This is a genomic window from Catalinimonas locisalis, from assembly GCF_038039535.1.
In the GTDB taxonomy this organism is placed as follows: domain Bacteria; phylum Bacteroidota; class Bacteroidia; order Cytophagales; family Cyclobacteriaceae; genus Catalinimonas.
The window spans coordinates 206,318-224,386 of the sequence record NZ_JBBPHP010000005.1; the positions used below are offsets into that span (position 1 = coordinate 206,318).

18 protein-coding genes are annotated in these 18,069 nt (G+C 36.6%); all 18 read right to left on the reverse strand.

Annotation, left to right across the window (positions count from 1 at the left end; all coding sequences use genetic code 11):
• Nucleotides 1–25: 25 nt before the first annotated feature.
• The 18 genes from WJR50_RS09570 to WJR50_RS09655 all read right to left on the reverse strand — a co-directional run bounded on the left by WJR50_RS09570 (nt 26) and on the right by WJR50_RS09655 (nt 18,068).
• Nucleotides 26–961, reverse strand: a complete 936-nt coding sequence (locus WJR50_RS09570; RefSeq protein WP_341293035.1) for a glycosyltransferase family 4 protein — start codon at nt 959–961, stop codon at nt 26–28.
• A 157-nt stretch (nt 962–1,118) separates the two neighbouring features.
• Nucleotides 1,119–2,072, reverse strand: a complete 954-nt coding sequence (locus WJR50_RS09575; RefSeq protein WP_341293036.1) for a glycosyltransferase family 2 protein — start codon at nt 2,070–2,072, stop codon at nt 1,119–1,121.
• A gap of 17 nt (nt 2,073–2,089) precedes the next feature.
• Nucleotides 2,090–3,127: a glycosyltransferase family protein gene (locus tag WJR50_RS09580; protein WP_341293037.1), complete on the reverse strand. Its 1,038-nt coding sequence runs from the start codon at nt 3,125–3,127 to the stop codon at nt 2,090–2,092.
• Nucleotides 3,128–3,132: 5 nt separating this feature from the next.
• Nucleotides 3,133–4,038, reverse strand: coding sequence for a glycosyltransferase family 2 protein (locus WJR50_RS09585; RefSeq protein WP_341293038.1), 906 nt, complete (start codon nt 4,036–4,038; stop codon nt 3,133–3,135).
• Nucleotides 4,039–4,046: 8 nt separating this feature from the next.
• Nucleotides 4,047–4,760 (reverse strand): hypothetical protein, encoded by a 714-nt coding sequence (locus WJR50_RS09590; RefSeq protein WP_341293039.1) that lies wholly within the window; start codon nt 4,758–4,760, stop codon nt 4,047–4,049.
• A 9-nt stretch (nt 4,761–4,769) separates the two neighbouring features.
• A complete protein-coding gene (locus WJR50_RS09595) occupies nt 4,770–5,552 on the reverse strand; it encodes a glycosyltransferase domain-containing protein (protein ID WP_341293040.1) in 783 nt (260 codons plus the stop codon).
• On the reverse strand, nt 5,536–6,660 hold the full coding sequence (locus tag WJR50_RS09600; protein ID WP_341293041.1) for a glycosyltransferase: 1,125 nt from the start codon (nt 6,658–6,660) through the stop codon (nt 5,536–5,538). Before WJR50_RS09600 ends, WJR50_RS09595 begins: the two co-directional genes overlap by 17 nt.
• Nucleotides 6,661–6,704: 44 nt before the next feature.
• A complete protein-coding gene (locus tag WJR50_RS09605; RefSeq protein ID WP_341293042.1) occupies nt 6,705–7,412 on the reverse strand; it encodes a class I SAM-dependent methyltransferase in 708 nt (235 codons plus the stop codon).
• Nucleotides 7,413–7,473: 61 nt separating this feature from the next.
• Nucleotides 7,474–8,460, reverse strand: a complete 987-nt coding sequence (locus WJR50_RS09610; protein WP_341293043.1) for a hypothetical protein — start codon at nt 8,458–8,460, stop codon at nt 7,474–7,476.
• 48 nt (nt 8,461–8,508) lie between these two features.
• On the reverse strand, nt 8,509–9,723 hold the full coding sequence (locus WJR50_RS09615; RefSeq protein WP_341293044.1) for an ABC transporter ATP-binding protein: 1,215 nt from the start codon (nt 9,721–9,723) through the stop codon (nt 8,509–8,511).
• A 23-nt stretch (nt 9,724–9,746) separates the two neighbouring features.
• Nucleotides 9,747–10,442: an acylneuraminate cytidylyltransferase family protein gene (locus WJR50_RS09620; RefSeq protein ID WP_341293045.1), complete on the reverse strand. Its 696-nt coding sequence runs from the start codon at nt 10,440–10,442 to the stop codon at nt 9,747–9,749.
• Nucleotides 10,439–11,488 (reverse strand): nucleotidyltransferase family protein, encoded by a 1,050-nt coding sequence (locus tag WJR50_RS09625; RefSeq protein ID WP_341293046.1) that lies wholly within the window; start codon nt 11,486–11,488, stop codon nt 10,439–10,441. The genes WJR50_RS09620 and WJR50_RS09625 overlap by 4 nt, the downstream gene beginning before the upstream one ends.
• A gap of 23 nt (nt 11,489–11,511) precedes the next feature.
• A complete protein-coding gene (gene neuC / locus WJR50_RS09630) occupies nt 11,512–12,675 on the reverse strand; it encodes a UDP-N-acetylglucosamine 2-epimerase (protein WP_341293047.1) in 1,164 nt (387 codons plus the stop codon).
• A gap of 206 nt (nt 12,676–12,881) precedes the next feature.
• Entirely contained in the window at nt 12,882–13,739 is an 858-nt protein-coding gene (locus WJR50_RS09635) for an ABC transporter permease (RefSeq protein WP_341293048.1), read from the reverse strand.
• Nucleotides 13,740–13,842: 103 nt separating this feature from the next.
• Complete coding sequence (neuB, locus tag WJR50_RS09640; protein ID WP_341293049.1) at nt 13,843–14,871, reverse strand: N-acetylneuraminate synthase; 1,029 nt, start codon at nt 14,869–14,871, stop codon at nt 13,843–13,845.
• Nucleotides 14,872–14,901: 30 nt separating this feature from the next.
• Nucleotides 14,902–16,047 carry a LegC family aminotransferase gene (locus WJR50_RS09645; protein WP_341293050.1) on the reverse strand — a complete coding sequence of 382 codons (1,146 nt, stop codon included), beginning with the start codon at nt 16,045–16,047 and terminating at the stop codon, nt 14,902–14,904.
• Complete coding sequence (locus tag WJR50_RS09650) at nt 16,040–17,026, reverse strand: NAD-dependent 4,6-dehydratase LegB (protein WP_341293051.1); 987 nt, start codon at nt 17,024–17,026, stop codon at nt 16,040–16,042. Before WJR50_RS09650 ends, WJR50_RS09645 begins: the two co-directional genes overlap by 8 nt.
• A 25-nt stretch (nt 17,027–17,051) precedes the next feature.
• A complete protein-coding gene (locus WJR50_RS09655; protein ID WP_341293052.1) occupies nt 17,052–18,068 on the reverse strand; it encodes an NAD-dependent epimerase in 1,017 nt (338 codons plus the stop codon).
• Nucleotide 18,069 lies beyond the last annotated feature (1 nt).

Here is an 18,069-nt window from a genome sequence, read left to right on the forward strand (position 1 = left end):
TCTATTCAGTTATATAATGGAGACATTACTTACCAGCTATTTTTAGAAAGAAAGACTCAAACTTATGAGCATTTTGTTCAAGCGTAAAGTTTTTGACTGCAAATTCTTTTGCTCGCTCCCCTATTTCATTCCGTAGTTCAGGTCTTTGTATCAGTTCTTTAGCATCTTTTACCATTTGTAAAATACTTCCAGAGTGATATCCTAGATGATAAGTTTTTATGATATCATCAGGGTCAAAGTACAAAGTAATAGTGGGTTTGGACTGAAACCAAGCCTGTATAAAATTATTGCCAAAACCTTCTGGATCACAAGTATGCACAAGAAATAAAGATGACTTAAGAATATTGTCTACTTCTGCTATAGACTTAGGGCCAAGAAATATTAAGTTCTCAGGTAAGTTATCTTTTTGCAGTACTTCTTTATAAGTCTCTTGCTGAATTTCGCCAATCATAAAGAAGTCTATGTGTTCGTCCTGTAACTGTTGTGCTAAAGAAATGTAAGCTTCAGGATTTTTTCTTGATTTAATATTTGCTACCCATACCACATAAGGTTTATTGTGTGCATAGCCCTCTCCGAAGTTAGGTACCATTGAATTGTATATGGCAATTTGTTTTTTAACAGGAGCAATTCCTGTTAACTTTTTTTGTATGCCTACGATACCATCCACAAAATAAAAACCAAGAAAATTGAAGTAACTTTTGATAGGGTCTCTAATGAACCTTAAACTATAAACTTTACGCAGTAAAGAATTACTTTTACTGAAGTTATTGCGTAAGTTCTCAAAGGGACGGGAGCCTGTCCATATAAACCTTTGAGTATCACCGAAAGAGGAAATAGAGAAAACTACTTTTGCGCCATACAATTTGCAATAGAAGGCAGATAACAATAAGTTTTTCTTGTTATACCTCCAATATACAATACTGGGGCGGACAAACTCTAAAGCATTTTTTACATCCTTCACAAAGTTTTTTCGTTGAGGAATTACCTGATAAGAGGCTGAATAATTGTTGGACTTTGCGTTAACAGCCAAATAAAATATTGAATGCCCAAAATTGTGGAGCGAGTTTGCTATAAGATCGCACTGTATTTCGCTACCTCCAATAACATCTTCTATATGTCTATTGATAATCAGTATTTTCATTGTAAGTCATAAAGGATTTATATGAATAAAACCCCTTTATTTTTCCAATAGAAACTACTACATCACTTAATGCTATAACTTTTTTTTCTCTTGAAGAGAAAATTGAAAAAAAAAGGTAGATCAAATTAACAAGTAGTTCTCTAAAAAATGCAAAAGGAATGAGTTTACTCTTACTATTAGGGTACTGACGCAGACCACGGCTTATACCTCCTTGTAATTTTCTTTTAAGTAGCCATTTTAATTTTATTCTTTCAGCAGGCACATAATGCCATATCTCAGCATGAGGTACATAGATTTCTTTTAAACCCTTATTCAACAAGCGATTCTGCATATCTGTTTCTTGGCCTGTACGCTTGGGTACTGTTCCAGGACCAAAGTTAGGATCGAATCCACCTAACTCCTTGATATCTCTGGCGTATGCTGCCCAATTAAAACCAAGGAAGAGAGATTCTTTGAATTTGGCTTTTTGGTAAGTATAGCCTCTCGCAGAAGGAGGAAGGCTGGATTTTATCCATTTCGGGGGCTCCTTTTCGTATTTTGGAAAAGTAGGACCTCCAAAAAAGTATCTATTGTTATTGTCTAGTTTATTTGCTGCTTGAATATATTCTACAAGGAGTTGCTCAGAAAAAATAACATCGTCGTCAGTAAAAAAAACCAAAGTTTGCTCAGGAATATATTGTAGGCCGAAGTTAAGTGCAGCGCTTTTATTAGGAATGGCAGAATAGAAGTATTCTGTATGTAAGGTATCTTTGTAGCTATATACCAATGTTTCTACGTTTCCCCTCGGACCGTTCTCAACAATAATAGTTTTTTTGTATTCAGAAGGCTTGACACAAGCGGACAAACTTTTAAGAGTCTCCTTAAGGTGTGTTTCTCCTCCTGCAGTTGCAATTAATACGATGAGCGAATCCACCATTTTATTTTTTAACAAACTTTATAGTATTGGCATTAGCTAAATAAAGACTCATACAACGAAAGATGTTTTTCTCCTACCAAATTCCAATTCCAGTTTTTCTGGGCAAAACAAAAGTTTTTTTCTCCTTGGTCAGTCTGAGCTAAGTTTGCTCCAACAGTAAGTGCATCTGCAGCACTTCTGAAATCACCAGTTTTGAAATATGGGTTGTGGGTTGTATGTAGAATTTCTCCCACTACGCCAAAGTCAGGTCCTACTACAACTTTATGAAAAGCAAAACCTAAGATTAGGTTACCTGAGTTTAAATTATTAAGCCTGGGAATAAACACTACATCAGCTGCATTAAAATATGTTTGTACCTGTTCAACCTCAACTCTTTCTGTCCTTAAATAGTAATGCGGGTGATACTTGTTTATAAACCTTTCAGCTTTATTTGTCCACCAGTTTGATGAAAAGTACCACTGAGTGGCAAGTAACAATTTATTTTTTATTTGAATACTTTGAAAAGTATTTAAAGCAAACTTCGCTTCTTCTCTATTTCGTACTCTTCCGAATATTAGTACTACAAAACGTTCATTACCTATGCCTAATTTAAGGCGTGCTTCGGTTTTCGTTATTTCATTAGGATAGCTAGTGTATAAGCCATGAGGTATAACTTGCTGTTTTGTGACCTGTAGCTCATCACTTTGTTTATATCTCTTTATGTAGTCATCTAAACTGCTTTGCCCCATATGAATAATGGCAGCAGCATACTTGTAGGTTACATAATACAAATCTTGATATAGCGAGCTACGATTGTTATGGGGAAGAATATTATGGCGGGTAACTACGATCTTGCTATGCTGTTTCCAATACAAAAGTTTTTGCTCAAGTGCTTGTAATGAAGCTTGAGTAGGTTCCTTCCAATCAAGAAGTGCCTCAGGCCAGTGAATATGAATTATATCATATGTTTTTTGAGTATCCCAGAAATTATGAATCCCAATTTCTACTTCTGTACTTTTGAGGCAAATACTATTTCTTAGTTCTTCAATAAAAGGATTTGAGCTTAGAGGTAATGCAAATAATACTTTCAATCTCCCTATTTTATTGTTCTAAATAAGCCATGGGTAATACCACGAAATTTTGCAAATAATATTTTACTTCTATGAAGAATCGTACCAAGTATCATTCTTCTAAAATAGGTAGTAGTTCTTTGGAGCTCGAGCTTCAAAGCAGCTCTTTTATGTTTGCCCATTAGTTTTGCTAACCATATTCTATTACGAGACATGTAATAATGATAATTAACTCCTTTCTGGCTAGGGGAGTGATAAGCTACAGCTCTAGTGTTAACTAAAATCCGCCAATTATGCTTTTTAGCTCTTAGGCACCATTCAGCTTCTTCAAAGTACAAAAAAAACTCTTCTCTCAATGTTCCGAGTGCCTTTACAGTTTTTACGTTAAGTAACATAGAACTCCCGTTAGCATAGTCTACTTCATATATCTCTTGCTCTTCACGCAAAGGAAGGCGCTGCTGGTTATGCAAATGCATCACCTGATAACCGCGTTCAGGGTATACTATTCCTCCATCGGTATAAATCAGTTGCGGATCGTTTCTAAAACAAATGCGTGAGCCCACAGCAGCTATATTATCCGAAGAAGTAATAGTAGATACCATAAAATTTAGCATGTTCTCATTTATTCTTATATCCGGATTGAGTATCCAGACAAAATTAGCGCCTCTGTCTATAGATGCATTGATTCCTACGTTGTTACCTCCTGCATAGCCAAGGTTATCATGGTTACATATCAACTCAAAAGAGTCGGGAGCAGTATTGTTGAGATGCTCGGCAGACCCATCTTTGGTCGAGTGATTATCTACTACAAGTATCCTAAGATTAGTATATGTTATACTTTTAAGCTGCTCAACCAACTCAAGTGTTTCTTTGTAACTATTCCAGTTTAAAATAACAGCGTATACCAAAGGCTCCGATGCTTGATCTTCCATAACTCAATTTAAACTTTATACCAATCTATCAAAGGAGCCAGATGCTTTAGTTCTGTATGGGTGGCTCTGGCCGGCAGGCAGCTGATTAATTTTCGCTTAGGAGAACTTACTTTGTTTTTTAAATAGCTATGGCCACAGAGTTCGGCAAATGCTTTGAAGTCCTGAGGAGTTTTTTTTGCCGTATACTTCCACCAGATATTTTGGTCTTCTTTTAAGATTTTTACGGTAGTACCAAACGTCATAGTGGTAGAGTTAGTAATTTTCCAATGCGAAGAATATGTTAACAACACCCGGCTATATTCTCCCCCATTTTTCACCAGAGGGTTTCCTCCGTGCTGGGGATTTAAATACTTATCAGGGTGATCATATAATGTAGCGTAATCGGCAATTTGTATACCTTCAAGTAATACTTTTCTGGCATCGGGGAGGTGTAAGTAATCATCTTCAACCAAATAAACCTCATCGTTTGGCCCGAAGTTATCAATGGCAAATTGTACTATATTGCGCCAGGAAGCTGCATTGCCTAAAGAAGTTTGTAAAAGTTGAACATCAAGCTGACTTAGATCTGCTAACGTTTGTTCTTTACAATTATCCGCAAAAACATAAAAACCTTCAGAGCCAAAAGCATTGATACAATTTTGGAGGCAGTAAAATTTGTAGGCATGGGGTAATTTGTCTTTAAGATTTCCCCCATCAGAAATACGATATAATACTCTAAGCATAAAGTCTGTTTAACATGCTAACTGATCAATTCTTTTTTGGTATATCCTAATCTTAAAGTTTTTATAGATTTTAAGGAAGCGACTCAAGATCTTCTGAATTATATTCTTACGTATTACGCCCTTTTTTTTTCCAGAATGCCCGCGGCTTCTGAAAAATGTACTGGTCTTAAAAGTTCCTTCAAAATATACAACTTTGGGTTGTAAGCTCCATCTGAGGTAGTCGAAGGATAGTTGGTCTCTAATGCTCATTGTATCTATCTCTTTCCACCATCTTTTTGAAAACTCAGTAGTTTTTTCATTTACTCGTTTCACATAAGCTGATGACTCCAGTAATCCATAGTTTCTGGGGAACCCTCTTTTACAGTAATTTGCTATTTGGTGGTATATGATTTTGGGAGAATCTAAATGCCGTTCCATGCAAATTTTACTCTCTTCGTAAGCACAAATTCTATCAGGATGTTTAAATATGCCAAAGTCATGCCCATCCAACATTGCCAATATTTCTTTCAGAGACTTAGCTATGATTTGTACTGCACCATCACACCAAATCACATATTCATAGTTCTGTAGAATGGCGTCCCCATATGTTTTATAAAAACGGGCATTTTTACGAGGGTTATTATGTGGAGGATGAGAAATGATGATATTAAACGTACTCGAGATTAAATCCTCATTATCAGTAAAACAGTAAAAGTCTGCTTCTTCTTTGACCTCAGGATAGAGAGGATCTTTTAAAGTATCATAGTTTCCAAATATAGCAGTATATACAGCAACTTTATTTCTTACCTTCATGACAAGCTTTCAACAAAATTTCATTTAACAAACTAATGTGTTTAGTCATGGAAAAGTTAGCCCTAATATTTTCTTTTCCCCAAGAACCCATATCTTTAGCTAATGAATGATTTTTAAGCAAGCGTATCATGTAATCAGCCATTCTTTCTATATCTCTTTCTTCTACAATATATCCCGACTTTTCATGTATAATCACATCTGGAATACCTGCATGCCGTGTAGATATTACGGGTAGGCCAGAAGCTGATGCTTCTAATATGGAAACGGGCGTTCCTTCGGTATCATTATCATAACTCACTAATGAATGTTGAACATAGCAGTATGAATCTTCAAATAAGCTGGCAATTTCATGAGGTTTTTTGACCCCAAGAAAATGGACTGATTCTTCTATCTTTAGGCTCTTTACTATGTTCTCACATAAAAATTGCAAGGGACCATCTCCCACCATGTTCAAATGAGCGTTAGGAAATTGCTCTAATACTTTTTTGAAAGCTAATAAGGTTAAATAAGGTGCTTTTTTATCCACAAATCGTCCTACTGAAATTAGGTTCAGCTTGTTCATAGATGGGCTAAGGTCATAAAACAAATCTGCCGGGCCATAAGTATTAATCACAAGTTTCTCTTCGGGAGCTCCCAAGTTTATCAATTGCCTATGCATATGTCTTGAGACTACAAATATATACTGGGCAACTTTAAACATCTTCCTATACTCACCTTTTAACTTATTGAGGTATTTATCCCAATAGGCATCTGCTCCATGGAAGTGAACAATGAGAGGAATATTAGTGATTTCGCAAGCTTTATATACAGCGGCACCTGTTGGGCCAAATTCAGCTAATACAACATCAATTTTATTTTTCTTAAGGTATCTGGCTAATTTCCTTAAGTGTAGTTCACTTTCACTTATAATTTTAGCGCGTGTTAATATCTTGTGAAACATTTTCACCGGGAATGAAGGATTATAAATGTCATTATCTAAATGATCCTTGCTAGGTAGGTATCCGTTTTTCAATACAAACTTATTGGCGTTGATATTCTGTATGTGCGCATTGATAAAAGTTTGAGAGTATGCGTTAGGAGAAGGGTTAATGATAGCTACATTGATCATTGCTAACTTAATGTAAAGGTTAAAAAAACATTAATGAACCATGCTCATTTCTTTGAGGCCGTTCCGTAGAGAGTAGTAATCATCTGAGAACTATTGAACTGCACCGGAATTTCATCTTTCTTTAATAGATAATGGATAACAGGTTTTATTATTCTGGCAAATAACTTTTTTCTTCGCTTGGAAAGAGGAGATCTGTTGACCCACAATCCTAGCATTTGTGCAAGACTGGCATTCCAGCCGCCACCGGCTTTTATTTCAATCTGTTTGAACCCACAGTTTTCCAGATGCCTTTGAAGAGAAAAAGGTGTATATCGGTATTGATCGTTGGGGACTTCATGTAGAGTCCAGAAAAAAGGAGTAGTGAAAAAGAGAATGCCTTCCTCTTTGAGTACTCTGTGTATCTCATTTAACATGATCTCCGGTTCCGGACAATGTTCCAGCACTTCAGTTGCAAAGACACAGTCAAATGAATTATTTTCAAAGGGCATGTGTACGCCATCCCATCTATAGTCAGGGCGTACCTCCTCACTATAGATGTGTGCATTGTCTAGATCAAGGCCAACATATTTTTGAGTCCCCGAGTGTTCAAGAATATATTTACGATAAGGCATCTTGCCACAACCTACGTCCAGCAATTGCCCTTGAAACTTAGGTAAGTTTTCTTTTATAGCATTTAAAATTGTTTTCCTAACGACATAGACGTCAAGGTTTTTTGTCGTAAAAGGAATACTAATAAAATTGTCAGGTTTCAATGGCTAATTTGTTGAGGTGAAAATGTGACTATAACAAAAAAGTAACTTTTAGCTATTTAATTTAGCTGTATTTATTTAATGCTTTGATATCTATATAATCCAAGGCAGGATAAAGTAATGACTTTTTATTAGTGACATAAAGTTCTATGTTTCTCTTGTCCAAAACTTCTTCTTTATAGACTTTGATAATTTCATCAATAGTCATATTTTCTTTAACCCAGTTTTTATTGGCTGTAGGGTGTATTTCCTCTAACTGATTTGCAATAGCCAAGTATCGCTCTTTCTCTTGAGCTTTACGGTATGAAATTAAATTAAGCACCTCTTTACTATGATACATCGGATGGTCATAAAAGTATTCTGTAGAGTTAAGATCGATACCTAACAATATAATGCGCTTGTAATTGAGCATTGTACCCAGAGAAATGGCTGTTATAAGCGAACCTCTATAATGGAATAAAAAATCCTTTTCTCTTTTGAATTTTTCATACCAACTAAAGATTTCTCTTAAATCATTTTCTGAGAAATAGTTAAAACGACGTGGGGAAGAGATAAAAGGATTTTTAATATAGTCCAAATAATGAAACGGAAACTCTTTAAGCTTTTCGTACAAGCTAATGATAATGGGTACTTTTTTAAAAGTACTTTCTTTTTTTAGATATAGATCTTTGAAGTAGCTAAAATGTGGGCCACCCAACTCTATCTGAAGAAAAGTAGGAGTATGTGGATGTGCCAGAAAAAAATTAAGAGCAAGACTGTCAAAATTTCTTACTGTATCCCAATCTTCAGTACTTAAGTTATTTACAGTAGCACCACTTCCAAGTACAAAAAGAGTATCCGAATTTTTGTAGTTAATCAGGTTTTGAAAATCTGCAGCAGGTAAGCCTCCTTTTTTGTAAAGATCATTTTTCTGATGAACGGTCTCTTCTAATTGTTTGATGTGGACAATATTTTCTCTACTAATTTTGAGTCCATATAAATAACGGTAAATGCGGATGAGCAAAAAATAGTAGGGATTTTTTAGTACCTCTTTGATAGGTCTAATTAGCATTACTGTAAATTTTTATCTTACAAAAAATTCAGAAAGTTCCTGTGATAATTAATGCTTTACTTCTCCTAAAAAATGGATAGGAGCATATATATTTTGCTTAAGTCCTCTTACTGCAAACTTTTTATAATTTCGATAACAGGCCAGATGTTGAGGGTTACCACTTGGATTGTCCTTTGAGGATAAAAATATGGTTAGTGCATACTCTCCATCTGATAAGTTGAAGCGCTCCAGCTTGATTTTGATATCTTGTTTAGGAGGCTTATTCTCGATAGTTCCTCCATCTCCCACAAAAGAATAATACTGCCCTACGACTTTCAAATCCCTGTCTGTAAACTGTAGGATCACTTCAAAATTTTTAAACTGTGAGGCTACTGATACAGATATGTTAATAAAAAAATCTTTACCATAGGTGATAAAATCATGATCTGTTACATCATCTTCTTGATGTGAGAAAGTGATAGCATTAATTTTTGCAAACTCATTGTACTCAATGAAAGATTTTTCTCCTGAAAACAAGCTGAAATATTCTTCAATGCCACTACTTATGTCACTACCATAATTCTGAGCTGCTCCACGGTCCATTAATGTGAGCTGATTACAAACTCTGGAGATAACTGGCATAGAATGGCTTACAAATACGACTGCAGAGGTTTGCATAAGCTCCGCAATTTTATTATAAGATTTTATTTTAAAACCAGCATCACCCACAGCCAGCACTTCATCAATCAATAAAACATCCGGCTCTAATTGTGAAGCTACTGCAAATCCCAGCCTCACTTTCATACCTGAACTGTAGTTTTGCACCGGAGTATCTATAAAATCACTTATTTCAGAGAACTCTACAATAGCATCAAATTTTTGATCAATTTCCTTTTTGCTAAACCCTAATACTGAACCATTGACATAGATATTTTCCCTACCCGTTAGTATAGGATTAAAGCCTGCTCCCAGCTCTATCAGTGCTGCAATTCTTCCTCTCATTGTTACCTTTCCTTTGTCAGGCTTTATCAGTCCATTTAGAATCTTTAATAAGGTAGATTTTCCGGCTCCGTTATGGCCTATTAAACCCATACATTCACCTCTCTTCAATTCAAAGCTTACATTATTTACTGACCAAAACTCGTCTTTTCTGAGCACTTCCTGCTTTTTCTTACCTAAAAACTCAGAAGTAATATCGCTAACGCCATAATACAATGACCTTTTTAAGTCCCTGCAAAATTTTTTAGATACGCCTTCTACGTTTATCAGTACTTCGTTTTTCATATATACTGGTCTATAAAGTATTGTTATATCAACTCATTTGATAAAATCAGTTCTGCAATCTTCCAATCTAATTCATTGTCAATGTCTACCGAATATTTAGAATCCATGACAAAGGCTTTTATTTTCTCAAACTCGCTAATGCTTTTTGTTTTTAAACTGGTTAAGTTCATTATATAAATAGACCCATTTAATTCATATACCTTTGGACAATTTTGCCTATTGGTAAAATAAGCTTTTTTTGATTTTACAATCCAATCGTTTCCAGCACTCTCAAATAAATTAAAGTAGGGATTGGCTTTTGTTTCTTTTACTGAAACCACCATATCTACTTCTTTATTATACATAGTTAGGGCCTCTTCTATATGGTTAGCTGTTCTTAAAGGACTAGTAGGCTGTAAAAGGACTACTTTGTTAAATTCTCTTTTAGAACTTTTTTCATAAAAGCCTACTGCATGTAAAATCACATCCTGTGTAGATGAAATATCCGTTGCCAAAGTTGCAGGTCTCAGAAAAGGTACTTTCAAACCAGTTTGCTCCGCTATTTTTTTTATCTGTTCATCGTCAGTACTTACACATATATACTGATCTGGGAATAGCTGTCTGGCTACTTCTATAGAATAGTGGATTAGAGGCTTACCTGCTAATTCTTTTATATTTTTACCAGGCAGACCTTTAGACCCACCTCTGGCAGGTATCACTACCAATATATCTTCTTTCAAATTCTTAGATGTTTTATGTCTTCCTGTGCCTTCTTAAAATCATCATGTTTGCCAATATCTAACCAATAATTAAGCATAGGGTAATAGCACAACATTTTATTATTTTCTATCACACCTTCCATCAAGTCAGTAGCATTAAAAAAGCTGTTTTTAGGAATAAACGATAACAGTTCTTTCTTAAACAGGTAAATTCCAGTGTTTGCATAATACGTATACTCAGGCTTTTCTTTAAAAGCCTTAATTTTATTATGGTCAGTTTCAAGAATGGCATAAGGTACTTTAATATGATAGGGCAAAGAAGCTACCATCATATCTGCACCTGATTTTATAAATTCTAGAAAGAAATCTTCATAATCAATATTGGTCAATAAGTCAGAATTTGTGAGCAGGATGTAATCATTTTGCCAATTTTCAATAAGAGATAATGCCCCTATAGTACCTAAAGGTTGAGTTTCAGTAATACAAGTAATACGATTACCAGATTTTGGTAATTTATCAACATACTCTTCAATTTGCTCTTTGAGGTAGTTAACTGTAATAGTGATATTTCTGATGCCAAATTTTTGCAGCCTCTCCAGATTGTAAGCGAGAATAGGCTTATTGCCTACCTCAAGCATAGGTTTAGGTTTTTCTTGAGTTAGGGGAAGTAAGCGGGTTCCTTTTCCCCCGGCCATAATTACTGCATCTATGGGCAATAAAGTGTGAACTTTATTAAAGTTAAGCAGGCCAACTATTTTTCTCTGCTGATTGATGATCGGTAAGATTTTTAGATCTTTTTTACGATACTCAACTACCTTATCAAGATCTATCTCATGCTCATTCAGATATTTGCAGGATGAATGCATAACTTTCGTTACGGCTTCTTCTAATTTTATGCCCTTCAGAAGCCCTCTTCGGATATCTCCATCCGTAATACTGCCCAAAAGTTTGTCCTCTTCATTCACTACAAAAAGGTTTAGGTCGGTCAACAATTGGTTAAGCCTATCAAGAGCCTCAAAAATAGACTGGTTTTCTCCGATCAAGAATTTTCTTATATCTTTTTGCATAATGCTAAAAACTACTTTTTAATTTACCCGTCATAAAATACTTTTTTCAATAAGCTATCCAACTTAAGGTATTTCAATATGTGGCATATTTTTCCAGAGGCATTTCCCTGATCATAAGGGTTAGTTACTTGTGTCAATAAGGTCTGAAAATCAGCGCTGTATAGTTTATCAAAAGCTTTTTTCAATGATTGATAATCAGGAGCACAGTTTATGACACTATCTGCTTTAACTCTACCCTCTTGCCGGTCCCCGATATTAATAGTACCAACTTTGAACGAAGGCGCCTCTAATAATCCACTTGATGAATTACCTACAACAGCATCAACATATTTTAAAGCAGAAAGATAGCGTAGTTGGCCTAAACTTTTGAATGCAACTGCTTTTTCGGGGTGTTTTTGTACATACTCCTGAATCATTGTAATAATTACTCTACCGTCTGTGTCAGCATTAGGCATCGTAAAAATCAGGCCTGTCTTCGGTAATTCATCTAACACCCGGAGCAAGTCTCTGAGTTGCTGCCCTGCAGTTGCATGCTCTAAGGTAACGGGATGAAAAGTAATTAATAAATTTCTTTCTTTAAGTTTGAAAGAAATAGATTCTTCAAATTCCCTTTTGTTTAAAAGCTTTAACCTATGAACATTCTCAATGCCGAGTCCTCCCACATTATGCACAGCAGTAGGTTGTTCGCCTAGTCGGACTACACGGGCTCTATAAACTTCGGTAGCTGTAAAATGTATATGAGACATTTTAGTAATAGCATGCCTGAAAGCATCATCCATTGCTCCCGTTGTTAACTCTCCTCCATGGCAGTGAGCTATAGGAATTCTTGACACCAGGGCAGCAGTAGCCGCTGCTAGTATTTCAAATCTATCGCCTAATAGAAGTACAATGTCGGGTTTGAGCTCAGCAAATGCATCTGCAAAAGCAATGTTTCCTAATCCAATAGCTTTGGAGATACCAGCAGGGGTGTCAGAAGACAATAGTATTTCCAGTTTTTTACTGATAGGAAATCCGTCTTTTTCTATTTCTTGATAAGTAAGCCCAAATTCAGGGCTCAAATGCATTCCAGTGACGATTAATTGTAAATCGACATCTGCATCTTCATATAGATTCTTAATTACCCAATACAATAATCCATATTCGGCCCTAGTGCCAGTGACTACACATATTTTTCTTCTGTTAATCATGTTTTGAAATCCCATTCACAAGAATAGCAAGCAGTATGTATGCCTAACTCTGACACAGACCTTCACTACAATAGAAGTATACTGGAGATGCCATCTAGTATTCTTTAGTAGAGTTGTGAGTATAAGGATAATTTAATTTTATTCTCTTATATCTGGTATAGCTTACTTGCTAAAAAGTTTACATAAAAAATATCTATAAGCACTTTTTAACTTCCTACCCTTTCAATGATAATAGGCATTGCTAAGCGGTATAAAAACAAACCAACAATAAAAAAAACAAAAGCAATGATGCTGACGGTAATAAATTCACTTATACTTGTTAGCTCCTGGCCTAAAATCATATTTCTTGTGGTAGTAAGTATAGGAGCTACGGGGTTAAACTGCATCAGTGTAGCTGCAATACCAGATTTTGGCCCTGGATAAATAACGGGTGTGAGGTATATGGCAAATTGGAGAATGACAGCAATACCTCTTTGAATATCCTGGTACAACATACCGATTGGAGTCAGTAATAATCCAATACAACTGCCTAAGACAATTAATGCTAATATTCCCAATAATGAAAGAATGCCGTGATAGTCAGGCATGTACTGGAAAAAAATAAGAAATGAAATGATCAAGACTATCTTTATCAGTGTATTAAAAAACGTTTCATACAAACCAGACAGAACGAGTGCAGTTCTGGGAAAGTTGATTTTCGTGAGCATTGACCTACTGGAGGTTACTGCTTTTAAAGGAGCCTGTACGCTTTCCGTAAAGATTTGCCATAGCATGGTTCCCAGCAATACAAATAAAGGATAAGGAACTCCAGGATCTTCTATATTGATTACCGCACTATCTCTGAGGAAAATCCAGACCAAAGAAGTAATGAGTGGAGGTGCTATTGACCAAAAATAACCTAAGAAAGATTGTCGATATAATGCTTTAATATTGCGGTTAGCCAGTCTTACACCTAATTCATGCGAAGGTTTTAATTCGCTGATCATTTCGCTCAGTAATTTACCTGGGTGCCTAATGTTGGATTCAGGTGAGTAAACTGTAACTTTAATGTTATCGTTGCTCATTATTTAAAGATGAAATTGAATGTTAAAAAAGAGCATAATGCTGATGACTCTTCCAAAGTTGTCGCCAAAAAAGTGGTGACGATATAAGCTGTTGTAAAACTTTTCAGGAGAAATTCTTCCAATCCAGTTTATGTCCGGCAGGCAGGTCCCTACCTATCTTCCTGTTGATAACATGTTCTATCTGCATAGGCGAAATACCATCCCCGGGTCTTAACATTATCAGATCAGAAAATTTAATGATTTCCCCGGCTTTTTTATCAATACTAAGGTGAATGCTTTTTCTAGCAATTTGAATATTAGGAACCTCAGAAGGTGAAGGCTTTTTTAAGGGTGAACCCAAAGCTTTTTCAATATTACGAATACTGTGAACCATATTTTTTAGCTCCTCTGGCTCTAAAGATGCTTTATGGTCAGGCCCTGGCATATTTCTATCTAATGTAAAATGTTTTTCAATTACTTTGGCTCCCATAGCTACTGCTGCAATAGGTACTTCAATTCCAAGGGTATGATCTGAGTAGCCTATTTTTACACCAAATGCCTGCTCAATCGTATTCATGGCCTTAAGATTTACATCCTCCATAGAGGTTGGATATTGGGTATTACAGTGAAGAATATGCAATAGTTCCAAAGGTAAACCAGCCTCGTTTAGTACTATTATGGCATCTTGTATATCAGCCAATGTACTCATTCCTGTAGAGAGGATTATAGGTTTTTTCTTGCTTGCCAGATGCTGTAGAAAGGGTTTGTTGGTGAGCTCACCAGAAGGAATTTTGAATAGAGCAATATCTAGCTTTTCCAGCATATCCGCACGTTCTTCATCAAAGGGTGTAGAAAGGAATTGGATACCTGCCTGCTTGCAGTAATGGATAAGTTGAAGATGCATCTCATAACTCAGTTCCAGACTTTTCAGCATGTTATACTGTCCATCATCTTTGGAGTCGGCTGTATTAGTGGCTTGGTAAGCTGCTTTCTTTGCTTGTTTAGATACTAACTTATCAGCATTGAAAGACTGAAATTTAACAAAGTCAGCACCTGCATCAGCGGCAACATCTATCAACTTTTTAGCAAGTTCAATGTCACCGTTATGGTTGACGCCAGCTTCCGCGATGATAGTTACTCCATTATCTTTCATATTCATCAGGTATTTTTAGGCTAAAAGGAATCATATGACACTACTTGGAATATTCACCAATCGGCTAGCCAATGATTCTGCAATAGTAAGATCTCCTCTGATACAATTTAAAAACATGGGGAGTTGGTGCATAAGCTTCCATGCTGGGCGAGTCATCACTCCATGGCTATTGGTATATTGAAGAAAAGCATCTCTTTCTTCCAAGTTCTTCATCAAAACAGTATTTAACCAAAAGTTAGATTCAGAGTTTACAGGTTCTGCTATAAAAGTTTGCTCATAACTTTCAAAGAAATGAGCGTAGTCTTTTGCTATCTTCCTCTTGCTTTGCAAAAAAACAGGTAGCTGTTCAAGCTGAGCACAAGCGAGAGCAGCATTAAGGTTGGGCATTCGGTAATTGTAGCCTATTTCATCGTGTACATACTCCCATGCATGAGGTTGTTTAGCCTGCGTGGTTAGATGTTTGGCTTTGTGAGCAAAATCAGCGTCATTGGTTAGAATAGCTCCTCCGCCGCCGCTGGTTACTGTCTTATTTCCATTAAAACTAATAACCCCAGCTCTACCAAAAGTACCTGTATGTTTATCTTTATAATAGCTTCCCAAAGATTCGGCGGCATCTTCTATCACTGGTATGTGATATTTTTGGCATACCGTTACTATTTCCTCTATCTTAGCTGAATGTCCAAAAGTATGCATAGGCACACAGGCAGCAATTCTTTGCCCACTGGTCTTATGGATACTTTCCCCCTTCTCATTGACATAAGCTTCATGCTCAAGAAATTCTTGTAATTTTACAGGAGAGAGTCCTAATGTTTCACTATCTACATCCACAAAAAGTGGCTCAGCTCCCTGGTATCGAATAGCATTGCAGGTAGCAATAAAACTCAGAGGTTGGCTAATGACTAGATCGTTCTGTTTTACCCCTGCAATGCGCAAAGCCACATGTAGCGCATTGGTGCCGTTTACTACTGCTATGGCATACTTGGTACCGGTAATTTCAGCCATTAGCTGTTCAAAACGATTTACGTATTCTCCTACTGAAGATACAAAAGTAGAATCTATACAATCCAGTAGATATTTTTTTTCGTTACCTCTAAAACGCGGAACATGCAGAGGAACAAATTCCCCGGGAGTGGCAGCATAAAGTTGCTGCACAAAGGAAACAAACTGCTCAAACATTGTAAATATCCGCTTTGTAACGTTTTAAATTTGCATCTTCCCTGAACCACCTGATCGTTTCGGCTAAGCCTTCCTTTACCGTAAACCGGGGCTTCCAGGAGGTATGTTTCATGATTTTTCCATTAGCGCCTAATAACCTCTCCACTTCACTCTTCTGAGGTCTTAGTCGCTGCTCATCTGTTCTTATTTGAGCCTTTGGATTAATCAGGTCAATAATGTTCTGTGCGAGATCTCCTATACTAATTTCATCCTGGGTGGCAAGGTTAACTTCTTCTCCAATGAGTGAGTTGCATTTAGCAATTTCAGCAAAGCCGAGGGTAGTATCTTTCACAAATAGCAAATCCCGGGTAGGAGAAAGTGCCCCCAACTTAATTTCGGTAAACCCGCTTAATAGTTGCGTGATAATAGTAGGAATTACTGCTCTGGCAGATTGGCGTGGGCCGTAAGTATTAAAAGGCCTCACAATAGTAACAGGCAGATCAAAACTCCTGTAAAAGGACTCAGCCATGTGGTCTGCTCCTATTTTAGTAGCGGAGTAGGGAGATTGACCCTGTCGCGGATGTTTTTCATCAATAGGTACATACAAAGCAGTGCCATACACTTCTGAAGTAGAGGTTACCAGCACTCTTTCAACATTCATAGAGCGGGCTGCTTGTAATATGTTCAATGTGCCTTTGACATTTGTATCCACATAGCTATCGGGGGAGTGATAGCTATAGGGTATAGCAATAAGCGCAGCGAGATGAAAAACGATATCTACCCCCTCCATGGCTGTTCTTACGCCATTAGGATCTCTCACGTCTCCGCTGAAAACCTCAATCTGATCTAGTTTTTTTTTGGGCAAAGTATCCAGCCATCCCCAGGAGTTAAAAGAGTTGTAATACACAAATGCCTTGACATGATACCCTTCATCTATAAGATGTTCCACCAGGTGGCTTCCTATAAATCCATCGGCTCCAGTTACTAGAACTTTTTTCATTAGAATAAAAAATTAATGCTCTTTATCACTTATAATATCCTCTGTACCAATCTACAAAATCCTGTATGCCTTTATGCAATGGGGTAGCTGGTTTAAAGCCTACATCCTTAATGAGATCATCTACATCAGCAAAGGTAGCGGGTACATCCCCGTCCTGTATAGGCATCATATTTTTCTGAGCCTCTTTGCCCAAAGCTTGTTCCAAAGTGTGGATAAAGTCTAATAATTTAACCGGATTGTTATTACCAATGTTATAAATGGCATAAGGAGCAAAGCTGCTGGCTGAGTCAGGATGATTTCCATCCCAAGCTGGATTAGGTGATGCTACATGGGGCAACAGTTTGATGACTCCTTCTACAATATCGTCCACATAAGTGAAATCTCGCTTCATTTCGCCATTGTTGTAAACATCAATAGGCTTATTTTCCAAAATGGCCTTTGTAAAAAGAAAAAGTGCCATATCCGGACGTCCGTATGGGCCGTAAACTGTAAAGAAGCGCAGACCAGTTGTGGGTATGTTGTATAAGTTGGAATAAGTATGCGCCATCAATTCATTGGATTTCTTAGTAGCTGCATACAAAGATACCGGGTGATCTACATTATGATGTACAGAAAAAGGCATCTTCGTATTGGCTCCATACACCGAACTTGAGGAGGCGTAAATCAAATGTTCTACCGGATAATGACGACAGGCTTCCAGTATATTCAGAAAGCCGGTAATATTGGCTTCTATATAAGCATAAGGATTAACTAATGAGTAACGAACACCAGCCTGGGCTGCTAGATTTACTACATATTGAAACTTTTCTGCTTCAAAAAGCTGATCTATACGCTCTTTTTCTAAAAGGTCTATTTTATAAAAAGAAAAGGTGCTCAACCTCTTTAATATATCAAGACGACTATTTTTAAGATTGGGATCATAATAATCGTTAAGATTATCTATTCCCACTACCTCAAAACCTTGCTGGCAAAGTTTTTGAGAAAGGTGAAAACCAATAAAACCAGCAGCGCCGGTGACTAACACTTTTTTTGTTTGGTTCATA